This window comes from Solimonas flava DSM 18980 (assembly GCF_000426685.1).
Classification (GTDB): domain Bacteria; phylum Pseudomonadota; class Gammaproteobacteria; order Nevskiales; family Nevskiaceae; genus Solimonas; species Solimonas flava.
In genome coordinates, this window is record NZ_AUFV01000014.1 from 60,323 (window position 1) to 75,539 (window position 15,217).

Genomic DNA, 15,217 nt, shown 5'->3' on the forward strand with positions numbered 1-15,217 from the left:
GGGCAGTGCGTGGGCACTGCCCATACTAACAGCATAGGAGACGCGCACTCATGCGCGAGGAGCCAGAACGATGAGAACGCTCGGTCAATGGCTGGACGAGTACAACGCCAGCCACCGCAACCCGGTCAACAAGACGCTGCACTGGATCTGCGTGCCGCTGATCGCCTTCACGATCGCCTGCGCGCTGAAGCTGATTCCGGTCGGCCACGGCTACCTCAACGCGCTGAGCGTGGTCGGCGTGCTGGTGCTGCTCTACTACTTCCGTCTGTCGTGGCAGCTCGCGCTCGGCATGAGCGCGGTGTTCTTCGTCGGTTACCGCCTGGTGCTCGCCGCCGAGGCAGCGTTCGGCGCGCAGCTGATCTGGGTCGCGCTGGCGATCTTCGTCGTCGCCTGGATCGGCCAGTTCATCGGCCATCACGTCGAGCGGGCGCGGCCGTCGTTCTTCAAGGACCTGCAGTTCCTGCTGATCGGGCCGCTGTGGCTGCTCGACGCGGTCTACCGGCGCATGGCGATTCCGACCGGGCGCCGGCTCGCCGCCGGCTGAGGCGCGTCGTTCCCCTCGCCCCGTGACGGCCCGCTCCGGCGGGCCGTTTGCGTTGGCGCCGCCGCGCTTGCGGGCGCGTGCGCCGAACTGAAAGAATCCTGTCACGCCTGTCACGTTCGGAGCCCATGCAAAAGAAGCGCTGCCGCGGCGGGCAGGCCGTGACGATCCGCGAAGTCGCTGCGCGCGCCGGCGTCTCGCCGATGACGGTGTCGCGCGTCATCAACAACGGCGCCAACGTCACCGACGCGACACGCGCCGCGGTCAACGCGGCGATCCGGGAACTGCGCTATGCGCCGAATCCGGCCGCGCGCCGCCTGGCCGGCTCGCAGGCCCACCGCATCGGCCTGCTCTACAACAATCCCAGCAGCGCCTTTCTCAGCGAGTTCCTGCTCGGCGCGCTCGACGCGAGCAGCCGCGGCGGCTGCCAGCTCGTCGTCGAGAAATGCGGCATGACGGCGGCGGCCGAGCGCGCCGCGGTGCAGAAGCTGCTGAACGACGGCATCCGCGGCGTGATCCTGCCGCCGCCGCTGTGCGAGGCGGCCGCCGTGCTCGACGCGCTCCGCGCCGCCGGTGCGATCGCCGTCGAGGTCGGCGCCGGCCGCGCCGGCGCGAGCTTTCCGAGCGTGCGCGTGGACAACTACAAGGCCGCGCGCGAGATGGCCGCGTACCTGATCGGGCTCGGCCATCGCCGCATCGGCTTCATCCGCGGCCATCCGAACCAGTCGGTCAGCGCGCAGCGCCTGCAGGGTTTTGTCGACGCGCTCGCCGCGGCCGGCCTCGACGCCGCCGACGCGCCGGTCGAGGCCGGCCTGTTCAGCTACCGCTCCGGACTCGCCGCCGCCGAAAAGCTGCTCGCGCGTCGGCCGCGGCCGACGGCGATCTTCGCCGCCAACGACGACATGGCGGCGGCGGCGCTCAGCGTCGCGCATCGCATGGGCCTGCAGGTGCCGGCCGAGCTGTCGATCGCCGGGTTCGACGACAGCCTGATCGCCGCGACGGTGTGGCCGGCGTTGACGACGGTGCGCCAGCCGATCGCGGCCATGGCGCGCGCCGCCGTCGAGCTGCTGGTCGACGAGCTGCAGCGGCGTCCGCGCGCCGGCGCCGGCGCCGGACCGGCGCAGCGCCTGCTGCGCCACGCGCTGGTGCGCCGCGAATCGACCGCGGCACCCTGAAGCGTCGCGCCGGCACAAACCAGGACGGCGCCTCGCGGCGCCGTCCGGTGATGAAGCGCGAGACCTGTTACTTGCTCGCGTTCGCCTCCAGCACCGTCAGCGCCGTCATGTTGACGATGCGCCGCACCGTCGCCGACGGCGTCAGGATGTGCACCGGCCGCGCCGCACCGAGCAGGATCGGGCCGATCGCGACGTTGTTGCCGGCGGCGGTCTTGAGCAGGTTGTAGGCGATGTTGGCGGCGTCGAGGTTCGGCAGCACCAGCAGGTTGGCGTCGCCGTGCAGCGTCGTCGCCGGCAGGATGCTCTTGCGCATGTCCTCGTCGAGCGCGCAGTCGCCGTGCATCTCGCCGTCGACTTCGAGCCCCGGCGCGCGCTCGCGCAGCAGCGCCAGCGTTTCGCGCATCTTCACCGCCGACGGCGCGTCGGAGGTGCCGAAGTTCGAGTGCGAGACCAGCGCCGCCTTCGGCTCGATGCCGAAGCGGCGGATCACGTCGGCCGCCATGATCGTGATCTCGGCGAGCTGTGCGGCGCTCGGATCGAGGTTGACGTGCGTGTCGACGAGGAAGACCTGGCGGTCCGGCAGGATCAGCGCGTTCATCGCGCCATAGGTGCAGGCGCCGGCACGGCGGCCGATGACCTGGTCGATGTAGTGCAGGTGGCGGCCGGTCGTCGAGATCGTGCCGCAGATCATGCCGTCGCCTTCGCCCTTCTTCAGCAGCATCGAGGCGATCAGCGTGGTGCGCCGGCGCATCTCGAGGCGCGCGTACTGCTCGGTGATGCCGCGGCGCTGCATCAGCTCGTGGTAGGACTGCCAGTACTCGCGGTAGCGGGTGTCGTGGTCCGGGTTGACGACCTCGTAGTGCTGGCCGGCCTTCAGGCGCAGGCCGAAGTGGGCGATGCGGCTCTCGATGACCGACGGGCGACCGACCAGGATCGGCCTGGCGAGCTTTTCGTCGACGGCGATCTGCACGGCGCGCAGCACGCGCTCTTCCTCGCCCTCGGCAAAGATGATGCGGCTCTTCTCCGGGGCCAGCTTGCGCGCCGCCGAGAAGATCGGCTTCATCAGCGTGCCGCTGTGGTAGACGAACTGCTGCAGCTTCTGGCGGTAGGCGTCGAAGTCCTCGATCGGCCGCGTCGCGACGCCGGCGTCCATCGCCGCCTTCGCCACCGCCGGCGCGATCTGCACGATCAGGCGCGGATCGAAGGGCTTGGGGATGATGTACTCGGGGCCGAACGACAGGTCCTCGATGCCGTAGGCCTGGGCGACGACGTCGCTCTGTTCCTGGCGCGCCAGCTCGGCGATCGCGTGCACCACGGCGATCTCCATCGAACGCGTGATCGTCGTCGCGCCGACGTCGAGCGCGCCGCGGAAGATGAACGGGAAGCAGAGAACGTTGTTGACCTGGTTCGGGTAGTCGGTGCGGCCGGTGGCGATGATCGCGTCGTCGCGCACGGCCTTGACCTCTTCCGGCCTGATCTCCGGCGTCGGGTTGGCGAGCGCGAGGATCAGCGGCTGCGCCGCCATCTGCGCGACCATCTCCGGCTTGAGCACGCCGCCGGCCGAAAGGCCGAGGAACAGATCGGCGCCGCCGATCACCTCGGCCAGCGTGCGCGCGGACGTCGGCTGCGCGTACTGCGCCTTGTTCGGGTCCATCAGCTCGGTGCGGCCCTCGTAGACGACGCCGGCGAGGTCGGTCAGCCAGATGTTCTTCTTCGGCAGGCCGAGATCGACCAGCAGTTCGACGCAGGCCAGCGCCGCGGCGCCGGCGCCGGACACCACCAGCTTCACCTCGTCGATCTTCTTGCCGACCACCTTCAGGCCGTTGGTGACGGCGGCGCCGACGATGATCGCGGTGCCGTGCTGGTCGTCGTGGAAGACCGGGATCTTCATGCGCTTGCGCAGCTCGCGCTCGATGTAGAAGCACTCCGGCGCCTTGATATCCTCGAGGTTGATGCCGCCGAAGGTCGGTTCGAGCGCGGCGACGATCTCGATCAGCTTGTCCGGATCGCGCTGGTCGAGCTCGATGTCGAACACGTCGATGCCGGCAAACTTCTTGAACAGCACCGCCTTGCCTTCCATCACCGGCTTGGCGGCGAGCGGGCCGATCGCGCCGAGGCCGAGCACGGCGGTGCCGTTGCTGATGACGGCGACCAGATTGCCGCGCGCGGTGTAGCGGAAGGCGTTGACCGGATCGGCGACGATCTCCTCGCAGGCGGCCGCGACGCCCGGCGAGTAGGCGAGCGCCAGATCGCTCTGGTTGGTCATCTGCTTGGTCGGCGTGACCGACAGCTTTCCGGGCGTCGGGAACTCGTGGTAATCGAGGGCGGCTTTGCGTAGGGCTTTGAGATCGCGCATGGGTTCTGGGGGAGGCTCTGCGGTAAGGTGGACGCGTACGGCGCCCATCGCGGGGTTCGGGGTGGGCGGATTATAGGCAAGCGGCAGGCACGGGGAGGCTTGCATGGCGCAGGACACAGCGGCCGGCGCGGCGCCGCGCACGGCGGCGTGGCGCCTGCGCTCGATCTTCAGCGGCTCGGCCGGCAATTTGGTCGAGTGGTACGACTGGTACGTCTATTCGGCGTTCTCGCTGTACTTCGCCAAGGCCTTCTTTCCGGCCGGCGACCGCACCACGCAGCTGCTCAACACCGCGGCGATCTTCGCCGTCGGCTTTCTGATGCGCCCGCTCGGCGGCTGGCTGATGGGCTGGTACGCCGACCGCCGCGGCCGCAAGGCGGCGCTGCTGCTGTCGGTGACGATGATGTGCGCCGGCTCGCTGGCGATCGCCTGCACGCCCGGCTATGAAACCATCGGCGTCGCCGCGCCGATCCTGCTGCTGGTCGCGCGGCTGGTGCAGGGTCTGTCGCTCGGCGGCGAATACGGCACTTCGGCGACCTATCTGTCGGAAATGGCGACGCACGAGCATCGCGGCTTCTATTCGAGCTTCCAGTACGTGACGCTGATCGCCGGCCAGCTGCTGGCGATCGGCGTGCTGCTGCTCCTGCAGTTCGTGCTGCTGACGCCCGAGCAACTGGAGCGCTGGGGCTGGCGCGTGCCGTTCGCGATCGGCGCGCTGCTCGCCGTGGTGGCGCTGGTGCTGCGCCGGCACATGGCCGAGACCGAGTCGTTCCGGCGTCAGGCAGCGCCGCGCGGGCACAGCCTGATGCGCGAGCTGCTGCGCCATCCGCGCGAGCTGGCGACCGTCGTCGGCCTGACCATGGGCGGCACGCTGGCCTTCTACACCTACACCACCTACATGCAGAAGTATCTGGTCAACAGTGCCGGTTTCTCGAAGACCGATTCGACGCTGGTCTCGGCGGCGACGCTGTTCTGCTACATGCTGCTGCAGCCGCTGGTCGGCGCGCTGTCCGACCGCATCGGCCGGCGGCCGATCCTGATCGCCTTCGGCGTGCTCGGCACGGTCTGCACGGTGCCGATCCTCGGCGCACTGCAGAACGTGCACGACGTGGCCGGCGCGTTCTGGCTGATCATGGCGGCGCTCGTCATCGTCAGCGGCTATACGGCGATCAACGCGGTCGTCAAGGCGGAGCTGTTCCCGACCGAAATCCGCGCGCTCGGCGTCGGCCTGCCGTACGCGGTGACGGTGTCGGTGTTCGGCGGCACCGCCGAGTACCTGGCGCTGTGGTTCAAGCACATCGGCCACGAGAGCGGGTTCTACTGGTACGTCAGCGCCTGCATCGCGATCTCGCTGCTGGTCTACGCGACCATGCCGGACACCCGCCGGCATTCGCGCATCGTCGAGCACTGACGGCGGAACGAGCGCGCTCAGTGCCCGGCCGGCGCGGCGGCCGGATAGTCGCCGCTGCCCGAACCGGGGCCGTCGAGCTCGCGGCGCAGCTGCGCGACGTCGAGCTCGCGCTCCCAGCGCGACACGACGATGGTCGCGACGCCGTTGCCGATGATGTTGGTGATCGCGCGCGCCTCGCTCATGAAGCGGTCGATGCCGAGGATCAGCGCCAGGCCGGCGACCGGCACGGTCGGCACCACGGCCAGCGTCGCCGCCAGCGTGATGAAGCCGGCGCCGGTGACGCCGGAGGCGCCTTTCGAGGTCAGCATCGCCACCGCCAGCAGCGTGATCTCCTGCATCAGCGTCAGCTCGACGTTGAGCGCCTGAGCGACGAAGATCGCCGCCATCGTCAGGTAGATGTTGGTGCCGTCGAGATTGAACGAATAGCCGCTCGGCACGACCAGGCCGACGACGGCCTTCGGGCAGCCGAGCTTTTCGAGCTTCTGCATCAGCGGCACCAGCGCCGATTCCGACGACGAGGTGCCGAGCACCAGCAGCAGTTCCTCGCGGATGTAGCGCAGGAACTTGAGGATCGAGAAGCCGGTGAGGCGGGCGATCGTGCCGAGCACGATCAGCACGAACAGCGCGCAGGTCAGGTAGAAGCTGCCCATCAGCTTCATCAGCGGGCCGAGGCTGTCGATGCCGTACTTGCCGATCGTGAACGCCATCGCGCCGCCGGCGCCGAGCGGCGCCAGCTTCATCACCATCGCGATCATGCGGAAGAAGGCCTGCGACAGCGAATCGAGCACGGTGACGACCGGTCGCGCCGCCTCGCCGATGTGCATCAGCGCGAAGCCGAACATCAGCGCCAGCAGCAGCACCTGCAGCAGATCGCCGTTGCCGGTGAAGGCATCGACGAAGGTCTTCGGGATGATGTGCAGCAGGAAGGCGACGGTCGACTGCTCGTGCGCGGCCTGCGCGTACTTGGCGACGGCGCCGGCGTCGAGCGTCGCCGGATCGACGTCGAAGCCGTGGCCGGGCTTGAGCGTGTTGACGACGATCAGGCCGATGACCAGCGCCACCGACGACACCACCTCGAAGTAGAGGATCGCCTTGGCGCCGACGCGGCCGACTTTCTTGACGTCGGCGACACCGGCGACGCCGAGCACGACGGTCAGGAAGATCACCGGCGCGATCAGCATCTTGACCAGCGCGATGAACGCATCGCCGAGCGGCTTGAGCTGTACGGCGATGTCCGGCGCGAAATGCCCGAGCAGGCCGCCGGCGACGATCGCCGCCAGCACCAGCAGGTAGAAACGAGAGGCTTTCGAGCTCATGTCGGCGGCGTTCCTCGGCGCGCTTGCGGAGGTCCGGAGCATGGCAGCGGGGCGCCGGCCTGCCTATAACACCTTCGCGCTACGCCGCCGGTCCGTGCGCCGGCAGGGCCCTAGAATGCGGCGATGGGCATTGGCAGGCGAGCGGGACGGTGGCGGGCGCGGCTGCGCACGATGCGCTCGCGCGCCGTCGTCGGCCTGATCGCGCTCGGCGCCGGCGGCACACTGCTGGCGGCGCTCGCCGCCGGGCAGCTGGCGACGCAGCGCGCGCTGCACCAGGACGGCGCCGAGGCCCGCGAACAGCTCGGCCTCTACGCCGACGCGCTGCAGCGCTACATCGACCGCTACCGCACGCTGCCGGCGGTGCTGGCGCTCGATCCCGAACTGCGCGCCGCGCTGGCGGCGCCGGTCGACGCGGCCGCGCAGGCCCGTCTCAACGCGCGCCTCGAGGAGGTCAACGGCGTGACGCGCTCGTCGACGCTGACGCTGCTCGACCGCGACGGCATCAGCGTCGCCGCCAGCAACTGGCGCGAGCCGGCGAGCAACGTTGGCCACGACTACGCGTTCCGCCCGTACTTCCAGCGTGCCGCGGCGCAGGGCAGCGGTCGCTTCTACGGCGTCGGCGCGACCACCAACGTGCCGGGCTACTTCCTGTCCGAGGCGATCCGCGCCGACGACGGCAGCCTGCTCGGCGTCATTGTCATCAAGCTCGATCTGCAGGAACTGGAGGCGCAGTGGGCGGCGGCACGCGACACGGTGCTGGTCAGCGACGAGCACGGCGTCGTGATCCTCGCCAACCGCCCGCGCTGGCGCTATCGCGAGCTGCGTCCGCTGGCCGCCGTCGAGGCGCAGGAGATCGCGCGCACGCGCCAGTACGCCGGCCGCGCGCTGGCGCCGCTGCGCGTCGGCGCGCAGGACTCGCTCGGCGACGACGGCCGCCGCGTGCGGCTCGACGATCCGGCCCGCGCCGGCGCGGGCCGCGACGTGCTGTGGCAGACGCTGCCGCTGTCCGGCGAGACCTGGACGCTGCACCTGCTGCGCGATCCGGCGCCGGCGCTCGGCGCCGGCCGCGTCGCCGCGCTGGCCGCCGCCGGCGCCTGGCTGGCGCTGCTGTTCCTGGCCCTGTTCGCGCAGGGCCGCGTGCGTCTGGCGCGCCTGCGCAAGCGCAGCCGCGAGGAACTGGAGCAGATGGTCAAGCAGCACGCCGCGGCGCTGCGCACCGCGCAGGACAGCGTGGTCGAGGCGGCGCGCCGCGCGGCGCTCGGCCAGAGCGCCAGTCTCGAACACCTGCCGCAGGGCGTCAGCGTGGTCGACGCCGAGCTGCGCCTGGTCGCCTGGAACCGGCGCTACGTCGAGATCTTCCGTTACCCGCCCGAGCTGATGCAGGTCGGCCGTCCGATCGAGGATCTGTTCCGCCACAACGCGCGCCGCGGCCTGCTGGTCGCCGGCGGCAACGAGGAGGAGGCGATCCGCCGCCGCCTCGACCATCTGCGCGCCGGCACCGCCTACCTGCACGAGCGCGAGCGTCCGGACGGCACGGTCATCGAGATTCGCGGCAATCCGCTGCCGGGCGGCGGCTTCGTCACCAGCTACGCCGACATCACGCAGTACAAGAACGCCGCGCGCGATCTGCGCACGCTGGCCGGCACGCTGGAGCGCCGCATCGAGGCGCGCACCCAGGATCTCGAACTCGCCAAGGGCGAGGCCGAGCGCGCCAACCGCTACAAGACGCGCTTCGTCGCCGCCGCCGTGCACGATCTGCTGCAGCCGCTCAATGCCGCGCGCATGTTCGTCTCGGCGCTGCGCGGGCGCGGCACCGACGCCGAGGCGCGCGCGCTGCTCGACAGCATCGACGGCGCGCTGGCCGCGCAGGACGCGATCCTCGGCGGCCTGCTCGACATCTCGCGGCTCGAATCCGGCGCGCTCGAAGTGCGGCGCCGCGACGTCGCGCTCGGCCCGCTGCTCGGCGCGCTGGCGCGCGAGTTCGGCGTGCTGGCGCAGGCGCGCGGCCTGAGACTGCGCGCGGTGCCGACGCGCGCCGTCGTGCACACCGATCCGGACCTGCTGCGCCGCATCGTGCAGAACTTCCTGTCGAACGCGATCCGCTACACGCCGGCCGGCCGCATCCTGCTCGGCGCGCGCCGCGCCGGCGGCGCCGTGCGCATCGAGGTCTGGGATACCGGCATCGGTATTCCGGAGGCGCAGCGCGCGGCGATCTTCGAGGAGTTCCGCCGCCTCGACACCGGGCGCAACGCCCAGGACCGCGGCGCCGGCCTGGGCCTGGCGATCGTCGAGCGCGTCGCGCGCCTGCTCGGCCATCCGGTCGGCCTGCGCTCGTGGCCCGGCCGCGGCAGCGTGTTCTCGGTGACGGTGCCGCGCGGCAGCGTCGCCCAGCTCGACCCTGGCGCCGAAGCGGCGCCGGCCGCCGCCGACGATTCGCCGCTGCACGGCCGCCGGATCTGGTGTCTCGACGACGATCCGGCGGTGCGCGCGGCGACGCGCGCGCTGCTGCAGGGCTGGGGCTGCGCGGTGACGCTCGCCGCCGGCGGCGACGAGGCGCTGGCGCAGGCGGCGCCGGAGACGGCGCCGGATCTGCTGCTGCTCGACTACCGGCTCGGCGACACGATCGGCCCCGATGTGCTGCCGGCGCTGTTCGCGCGCTGGCGGCGCGAACCGCCGGTGATCGTCGTGTCGGCCGATCGCGAGGCGGCGCAGGCGGCGGCGCGCGCCGGCGGCTGGAGCTTTCTCGCCAAGCCGATCCGCCCGGCGGCGCTACGCGCGCTCGTCAGCCGTCTGCTCGTCGCCGGCGCCTGAGTCGCCGCTTTCGCGTTCCGGCGGCGGGTCCGGCTCCAGCGCCTTGACCAGCAGCGCCGCCTGCGTGCGGCTGTGGCAGTCGAGCTTGCGCAGGATCGCGGTGACGTGGACCTTCACGGTGTTTTCGGCCAGGCCCAGCTCGTAGGCGATCTGCTTGTTGAGCAGGCCGTCGGCCAGGCACATCAGCACGCGCACCTGCTGCGGCGTCAGCTGCGCGAGGCGCGCCGCGAGCCGGGCGTCGTCCTCGCTCTTCTCGGCGGCCAGCGGCGGGAACCAGACGCCGCCGTCGAGTACGGTGCGCACCGCCTCCAGCATGCGTCCGACCGGCGCCGACTTGGGGATGAAGCCGGCGGCGCCGAACTGCTGGGCGCGGCGGATCGTGCGCGGATGGTCGTTCGAGGAAATGACGATCACCGGCACTTCCGGCCGCTCGCTGCGCAGGAAGACCAGCGACGAGAAGCCGCGCGCGCCCGGCATGTGCAGATCGAGCAGCACCAGATCGAGCTCGGCCTGCGCGTGCACGGCGTCCTCCAGCGTGCGCAGGCTCGACGCTTCGAGCGGCGCGAGCGCGCCGGTGATCTCGCGCAGCGCATGCGCAACGGCGGAGCGGAACAGCGGGTGGTCGTCGGCGATGACGATCTTCATGGCGGCCTCGTCGCCCTACCTTGTGGCAGCCGCGGCGACGATGCAAGCCGGCCGCTGCGCCGTCGCCTAAGCCTTCAGCGGTGCCTTCAGCGGCGCAGGCCCAGCGTCAGCGCCGCGCCGCTGCCGTCGGCCGGCACGAAGCCGTAGACGCCGCTGCCGTACAGCAGCCAGCCGGCCGGCGTGCCGCTGGCCTGCACGACGCCGGCGACCGGCGTGTCGTAGGCCAGCGTCGCGCTGCCGCTGCCGTCGCTGAAGGCGGTGCCGCTCCAGCTCGCGCTGCCGCTGGCGCCGTTGCTGTCGAGGCTCGCGTAGTCGCCGTCGGCGCTGCCGGCGGCGAGCGCCGCCTGCGGTGCGTAGAGACGCAGGCCGACCTCGGACGCCGACGTGCGCAGCAGCTGCAGCGGCAGCGCCGCGCCGTCGACCAGGCCGATCACCATCGAGCCGGCCAGCGTGCCGCCGCTGGTGCTGGCGCCGCCGGCCGGGTCGGTGGCGTAGAGATCGAAGGCGCCGCGCGTGGCGTTGTAGTTCAGATAACCCTTGGCGGTGTTCGCGCAGCCGGCGTCGTAGCTCATGAAGCCGCCGTTGGCGGTATCGACGCAGAGCTGGAAGGTGCCGGCGTTGCGGATGCGGCCGGCGCCGCCGTACGGCGCGTCGCTGGCGCCGCTGCGCGTCACGCCGATGACGTCGTAGATGGCCGCGACCGGATTGAACACGGTCGGCGTGTCGGCGTTGCTGAAGGTCGTCGCGAACGCCAGCAGCGGCGTCGCCGCCGAACCCTGCGGCGCCGCGATGCCGCCGAGCAGCACGCCGCCGGTGCCGATCGTGAAGCGCGCGCCGTTCTCGGCGCTTTCGTAAGTGCAGCCGTCGACCGCGACCAGCGTGCCGCTGCGCTGCGTGCCGGCGCTGCGCTGCAGGCTGGCGTCGACGGTGATGGTGTAGGCGAGCGTCGCCGGATCGAGCGCGACGCTCAGCTCCTCGCCGAGCGCATCGCCGCCCTTGTAAGTGGTGGCCGCGGCCGGCAGTGCGGCGCAGACGCCCGGGTCGGTGCTGCCGCCGCCAGTCGTTTCGCCGCCGGTGCTGCCGCCGGTGCTGCCGCCGTCGGTGCCGGCCGGGCCGTCGCGCTCGATGCAGCCGTGCAGGCCGAGGCAGAGGCCGGCGAGCGCGGCGATCGGCAGCAGGCGGGTCCGCAGGGTGTGGGTGTCCTTCATCGTTGTGCTCCTCGTGCCGCCGCTCACCAGACGACCTGCGCGCGCACGCCGATCGATTTGCCGGAGTCCGGCCCCTTGTAGTCGCCGACGCGGTTGTCGGTGCTCCAGTCGACGTAGTCGAACATCAGGCGCGACCAGTCGTTGAGATACCAGTTGATGCCGATCGTGCTGCCGCGGCCGTTGCCGCCCTTGGGCAGATCGCGGAAGTCGTAGCGGTCGAAGCGCGCGGCGAGCTCCCAGGCGCCCCAGCCGCCGGAGGTCACCGGGTTCAGCACCTTGGTGCCGGCCCAGATGCCGGAGCGGCGCGAGAAGCCGGGCTTCTCGCCGGTCAGCAGCCAGCCGGCCGAGACCGAGGTGGCGACGCGTTCGCTGACGTCGGTGGTCGCCGAGTCGATCGTGCGCTTGGTGTATTCGCCGAACGTCCAGAAGCTGCGCCACACGCCGCCGAGTTCGTAGCCGTAGGCCTCGTCCTGGGTCGGGCTGGCGATCGAGCTGGCCGACACGCGCAGGTTGTCGTTGAAGTCCTGGCCGATGCGCGGCGTGTTGTTGATCGAGGTGACGTCGTCGGCGAGCTTTTCGTACCAGTACCAGCTGCCGACGTGCACGAAGCCCTGCGCGCCCTTGAGCGGGTTCCAGTGAGCGCGCACGGCGTACATGATCGAATCGCTGTCGGTGCCGGTGTTGTCGAGATCGTCGCCGGTGATGCTGGCGCCGAGGTGCCAGCCGTCGCCGTACAGCTTCACGAAGCCGCCGACGCCGTAGTAGCCGTTGACGCCCTGGCCGACCGAGGCGACCGCGTTGCGCTCCATGAACGGCTGCCGCGACAGCGTGCCGGAGCCGTCGATGCTGCGGTCCTTGAGGCGGTTGCCGAGCGTGAACGTCGCCGGGATGCCGAGCAGGCGCGTGTCGTAGGCGATCCAGGCGTCCTTGACCGAGGTCGTCTGGTCGGAGAAGTCGACGTCGATCTTGTAGTCGAGCGCGCCCATCGAGCCTTCGGCGCCGAGGCGCAGGTCGCGCGCTTCGGTGCCGCTGATGTTGCGCGCGTCGTAGGCCGAGCCGTCGGTGTGCGAGAAGTCGAGCAGCACGCGGCCGCGCGGATGGAAGCTGAAGAAGCCGTCGGCGCTGCGGAACTCGGGACCGCCGGCGGTCCAGCGCACGTTGCCGCCGCCACCGCTGACCCCGCCGGCGGCGAGCTGCGCGACCTGCGCCTGCAGCGCGTCGAGCTGGTTCTGCCGGGTGTCGGCGATCGCCGCGTCGATCTGCGCCTGCGTGCTCGCGGCCTGCGTCGCCGGTGCATCAGCGGCGGGCGCCGCGGCGCTGGCGGTCGCGGCGCCATGCGCCTGGGCCTCGACGGCGGCGAGCCGCGCTTCGAGCTGCTGGATCTGTGCGGCCTGCTGCCGGACCAGCCGGAGCAGTTCGGCGTTGCTGACGTCGGCGGCGTGCGCCGGCAGCGTGCACGCCAGCAGCGTGCCGCCGATCGTCGCGGCCAGCGCGGTCTTGCGAAAGGGAATCATCGGAATGCCTGGTCTGGTGAATGCGGTCGATGTGCGGACGAGCGTCACTCGTCGCGCAGCGCGCTGCGGTCGTCGTGGACCTGCGCCTTGGCGGCGGGCGCGAGCGGCACGGCGTAGCCCGTGCCGGCCATGAAGCCGTGGCTGCGGGCCCAGGTCGCGAACAGGCGCGGCCACTGCGCGACCAGCGTGCCCGGCATGCCGAGCCCCCAGCCGTGGCCGCCGGCTTCGAACACGTGCAGCTCGGCCGGCACCGAGGCCGCGTGCAGGGCCTTGAACATCGCCAGGCTGTGGCCGACGTCGGCGATCGGATCGTCGGCGGCGTGCGCGAGGAAGGTCGGCGGCGTGTCGTGGGTGACATGCCGCTCGGCCGAGTAGGCCTCGACGGCGTCCTTTTGCGTCGACAGCTCGCGCTTGCTGCGCGTGGTGTCGAGCGGCGCCTGCAGCGAAATCACCGGGAAGATCAGCGCCGCGAAATCGGGCCGCGCCGAGACCTGGTCGATCGCGTCGAGCGGCGCGTAGAACGGATCGGCGAAACGCGTTGCGGTGATCGCCGCGAGGTGGCCGCCGGCCGACATGCCGAGCATGCCGATCTGCCGCGGGTCGATGCCGAGCTCGCCGGCGCGGCTGCGCAGGATGCGCATCGCGCGCTGCGCGTCGGCGAACGGTGCGCTGGCCGGCCAGCCGTCGGCCGGCAGCCGGTAGTAGAGCACCGCGGCGGTGACGCCGAGCGCCGCCAGCCACTTCGCGGTCGGCGCCGCTTCGTTGCCGATCTGGATGCGGAAGTAGCCGCCGCCGCCGGCGATCAGCACCGCCGTGCCGTTCGGCGTGGCCGGGCGGTAGAGCTCCAGGCGCGGCGTGCGGATGTTGGAAATGGCGCCGGTGCCCTTGCCGTCGCGGCCGACACGCTCGGGGCCGCGCACCGGCGCGTCGGCGAGCGCCGCGTCCGGCCACAGCGGGATGACCGTCGGCGCGGCGCCGGCGGCGGCGACCGCCGGGCCGGCGCCGCCCGCGAGCACGAGGATCGCGAGCGCGCGGCAGGCGCGGGAAATCGAAGGCATGGTGACGCTCCTCCTGCGCCGCGGACGGCGCGTTTGTGGTTCTTGTCTCCGCCGCGGGGCGGGGGCCGCACGTGGCGCGCTGTGCGCCCGATCGGCATGCGGCTTTGTAACGCGCGCGCCGCTGCCGACCCAATAACACCTTGGTGTTAGGGCCTTGGTGTTAGGGCCTTGGTCTTAGGGACGGTCTGAAGCAGCCCTGTCCCGTCATGGCGAGGCGCCGCCGGCGACGAAGCCATCCAGTAGCGCCCTGCGCAAGCGATATATCTGGATCGCCGCGGCCGCTGCGCGGCCTCGCGATGACGGCGTTATTCAGCGGCTCCTTGGGCCTTGGCGCCCGGGGGCCGGCGGCGACGCCGGCGTGAGGGCTGCGGCGCGGCCGGCTGCGGCGCGGGCCTGGCCGGCGGTCTTCAGGTCTGGCGTTGCCAGAACGCGCGCAGGCGCGGCAGATCGAGGATCTCGATGCGGTTGTACGACAGCGCCAGCAGGCCCTGCGTTTCGAGCGCGCGCAGCGCGCGGTTGACGCGCTGTCGCGACAGGCCGGTCAGCAGGCCGAGTTCTTCCTGCGACAGTTCCAGCACCGTCGCGGTGAACGGATACAGCTGCGGATTGAACAGCTGCGCGAGCGCGCCGGCGACCTGGCCTTCGACCGACAGCAGGCGCTGGTTCTGGATCGCGGCGATGAACTCGCCCATGCGCTCGTTGAGCTGGCGGATCACGAAGCCCGAAAACGGCAGGCTGGCGGCGAGCAGCTGGTGGAAAGTCTCGGTCGGCACCAGGATCACGTCGGACGGCCGCACGGCGATGACGTCGTAGCGGCGCAGCTCGCGCTTGAGCACGCTGCCTTCGCCGAACCAGCCGCCGGCCGGCACGCCGGAGAACGTGCAGCTGTCGCCGGCGGCGTTGTAGACGGCGAGCTTGACGAGGCCGCGATGCACGCCGATCCAGTCGGCCGACGGCGCGTTGCGGCGCGCGACGAACTCGCCGGCGTCGAAGTGCACGAGCCGCGCCGTGTCGAGGACCAGCGCGCGGTGCGCGTCGGCCAGCTCGCCGAACCACGGATGGGTCCGGAGGGCGGCGGACAGGCTGGCGGGGGACGCTTCGGACATGGACCGGATCGGCGCTCGGGGAGCTTCGATTGTCGTCCAGATGACAGAGCAGGGGGTAGCCTTGTCGCTAAGCTCGCCG

The 15,217-nt window shown here is 71.5% G+C and carries 11 protein-coding genes; 4 read left to right on the top strand and 7 right to left on the bottom strand.

The features are described from left to right. Positions 1-70 precede the first annotated feature (70 nt). A complete protein-coding gene (locus K343_RS0115115) occupies positions 71-544 on the top strand; it encodes an Mpo1 family 2-hydroxy fatty acid dioxygenase (RefSeq protein ID WP_028008789.1) in 474 nt (157 codons plus the stop codon). Positions 545-669: 125 nt separating this feature from the next. Beyond that, entirely contained in the window at positions 670-1,716 is a 1,047-nt protein-coding gene (locus K343_RS0115120; RefSeq protein WP_028008790.1) for a LacI family DNA-binding transcriptional regulator, read from the top strand. Between the two features lie 67 nt (positions 1,717-1,783). Here the strand turns inward: K343_RS0115120 and K343_RS0115125 are convergent, their stop codons facing one another. After that, complete coding sequence (locus K343_RS0115125; protein WP_028008791.1) at positions 1,784-4,072, bottom strand: NADP-dependent malic enzyme; 2,289 nt, start codon at positions 4,070-4,072, stop codon at positions 1,784-1,786. 103 nt (positions 4,073-4,175) lie between these two features. Between K343_RS0115125 and K343_RS0115130 the strand changes: the two genes are divergently transcribed. Then, complete coding sequence (locus K343_RS0115130; protein ID WP_028008792.1) at positions 4,176-5,480, top strand: MFS transporter; 1,305 nt, start codon at positions 4,176-4,178, stop codon at positions 5,478-5,480. Positions 5,481-5,497: 17 nt separating this feature from the next. On the opposite strand, the gene K343_RS0115135 is transcribed toward K343_RS0115130, so the two are convergent. Further along, positions 5,498-6,796 carry a dicarboxylate/amino acid:cation symporter gene (locus K343_RS0115135; RefSeq protein WP_028008793.1) on the bottom strand — a complete coding sequence of 433 codons (1,299 nt, stop codon included), beginning with the start codon at positions 6,794-6,796 and terminating at the stop codon, positions 5,498-5,500. Positions 6,797-6,958: 162 nt separating this feature from the next. Here K343_RS0115135 and K343_RS0115140 point away from each other — a divergent pair, with 162 nt between their 5' ends. After that, the gene (locus K343_RS0115140) at positions 6,959-9,607 is read left to right on the top strand and encodes a hybrid sensor histidine kinase/response regulator (protein WP_161628906.1); all 2,649 of its coding nucleotides are present in this window, start codon (positions 6,959-6,961) and stop codon (positions 9,605-9,607) included. On the opposite strand, the gene K343_RS0115145 is transcribed toward K343_RS0115140, so the two are convergent. The 5 genes from K343_RS0115145 to K343_RS0115165 all read right to left on the bottom strand — a co-directional run bounded on the left by K343_RS0115145 (position 9,566) and on the right by K343_RS0115165 (position 15,138). Then, positions 9,566-10,252, bottom strand: a complete 687-nt coding sequence (locus tag K343_RS0115145) for a LuxR C-terminal-related transcriptional regulator (protein WP_028008795.1) — start codon at positions 10,250-10,252, stop codon at positions 9,566-9,568. The two genes, K343_RS0115140 and K343_RS0115145, sit on opposite strands and share 42 nt — an antisense overlap. An 86-nt stretch (positions 10,253-10,338) precedes the next feature. Next, positions 10,339-11,460: a hypothetical protein gene (locus K343_RS0115150; protein WP_043112885.1), complete on the bottom strand. Its 1,122-nt coding sequence runs from the start codon at positions 11,458-11,460 to the stop codon at positions 10,339-10,341. Positions 11,461-11,483: 23 nt separating this feature from the next. After that, positions 11,484-12,974, bottom strand: coding sequence for an OprO/OprP family phosphate-selective porin (locus tag K343_RS0115155; RefSeq protein WP_028008797.1), 1,491 nt, complete (start codon positions 12,972-12,974; stop codon positions 11,484-11,486). Positions 12,975-13,018: 44 nt separating this feature from the next. Continuing rightward, entirely contained in the window at positions 13,019-14,032 is a 1,014-nt protein-coding gene (locus tag K343_RS22400; RefSeq protein WP_051278516.1) for an alpha/beta hydrolase, read from the bottom strand. Between the two features lie 407 nt (positions 14,033-14,439). Then, entirely contained in the window at positions 14,440-15,138 is a 699-nt protein-coding gene (locus K343_RS0115165; RefSeq protein WP_028008798.1) for a Crp/Fnr family transcriptional regulator, read from the bottom strand. Between the last annotated feature and the right edge of the window lie 79 nt (positions 15,139-15,217).

Excerpts from the sequence above, each read along its gene's own strand:
- K343_RS0115115 (WP_028008789.1), top strand. The coding sequence starts at position 71 with ATGAGAACGCTCGGTCAATGGCTGGACGAGTACAACGCCAGCCACCGC.
- K343_RS0115120 (WP_028008790.1), top strand. The coding sequence starts at position 670 with ATGCAAAAGAAGCGCTGCCGCGGCGGGCAGGCCGTGACGATCCGCGAA.
- K343_RS0115125 (WP_028008791.1), bottom strand. The coding sequence starts at position 4,072 with ATGCGCGATCTCAAAGCCCTACGCAAAGCCGCCCTCGATTACCACGAG.
- K343_RS0115130 (WP_028008792.1), top strand. The coding sequence starts at position 4,176 with ATGGCGCAGGACACAGCGGCCGGCGCGGCGCCGCGCACGGCGGCGTGG.
- K343_RS0115135 (WP_028008793.1), bottom strand. The coding sequence starts at position 6,796 with ATGAGCTCGAAAGCCTCTCGTTTCTACCTGCTGGTGCTGGCGGCGATC.
- K343_RS0115145 (WP_028008795.1), bottom strand. The coding sequence starts at position 10,252 with ATGAAGATCGTCATCGCCGACGACCACCCGCTGTTCCGCTCCGCCGTT.
- K343_RS0115150 (WP_043112885.1), bottom strand. The coding sequence starts at position 11,460 with ATGAAGGACACCCACACCCTGCGGACCCGCCTGCTGCCGATCGCCGCG.
- K343_RS0115155 (WP_028008797.1), bottom strand. The coding sequence starts at position 12,974 with ATGATTCCCTTTCGCAAGACCGCGCTGGCCGCGACGATCGGCGGCACG.
- K343_RS22400 (WP_051278516.1), bottom strand. The coding sequence starts at position 14,032 with ATGCCTTCGATTTCCCGCGCCTGCCGCGCGCTCGCGATCCTCGTGCTC.
- K343_RS0115165 (WP_028008798.1), bottom strand. The coding sequence starts at position 15,138 with ATGTCCGAAGCGTCCCCCGCCAGCCTGTCCGCCGCCCTCCGGACCCAT.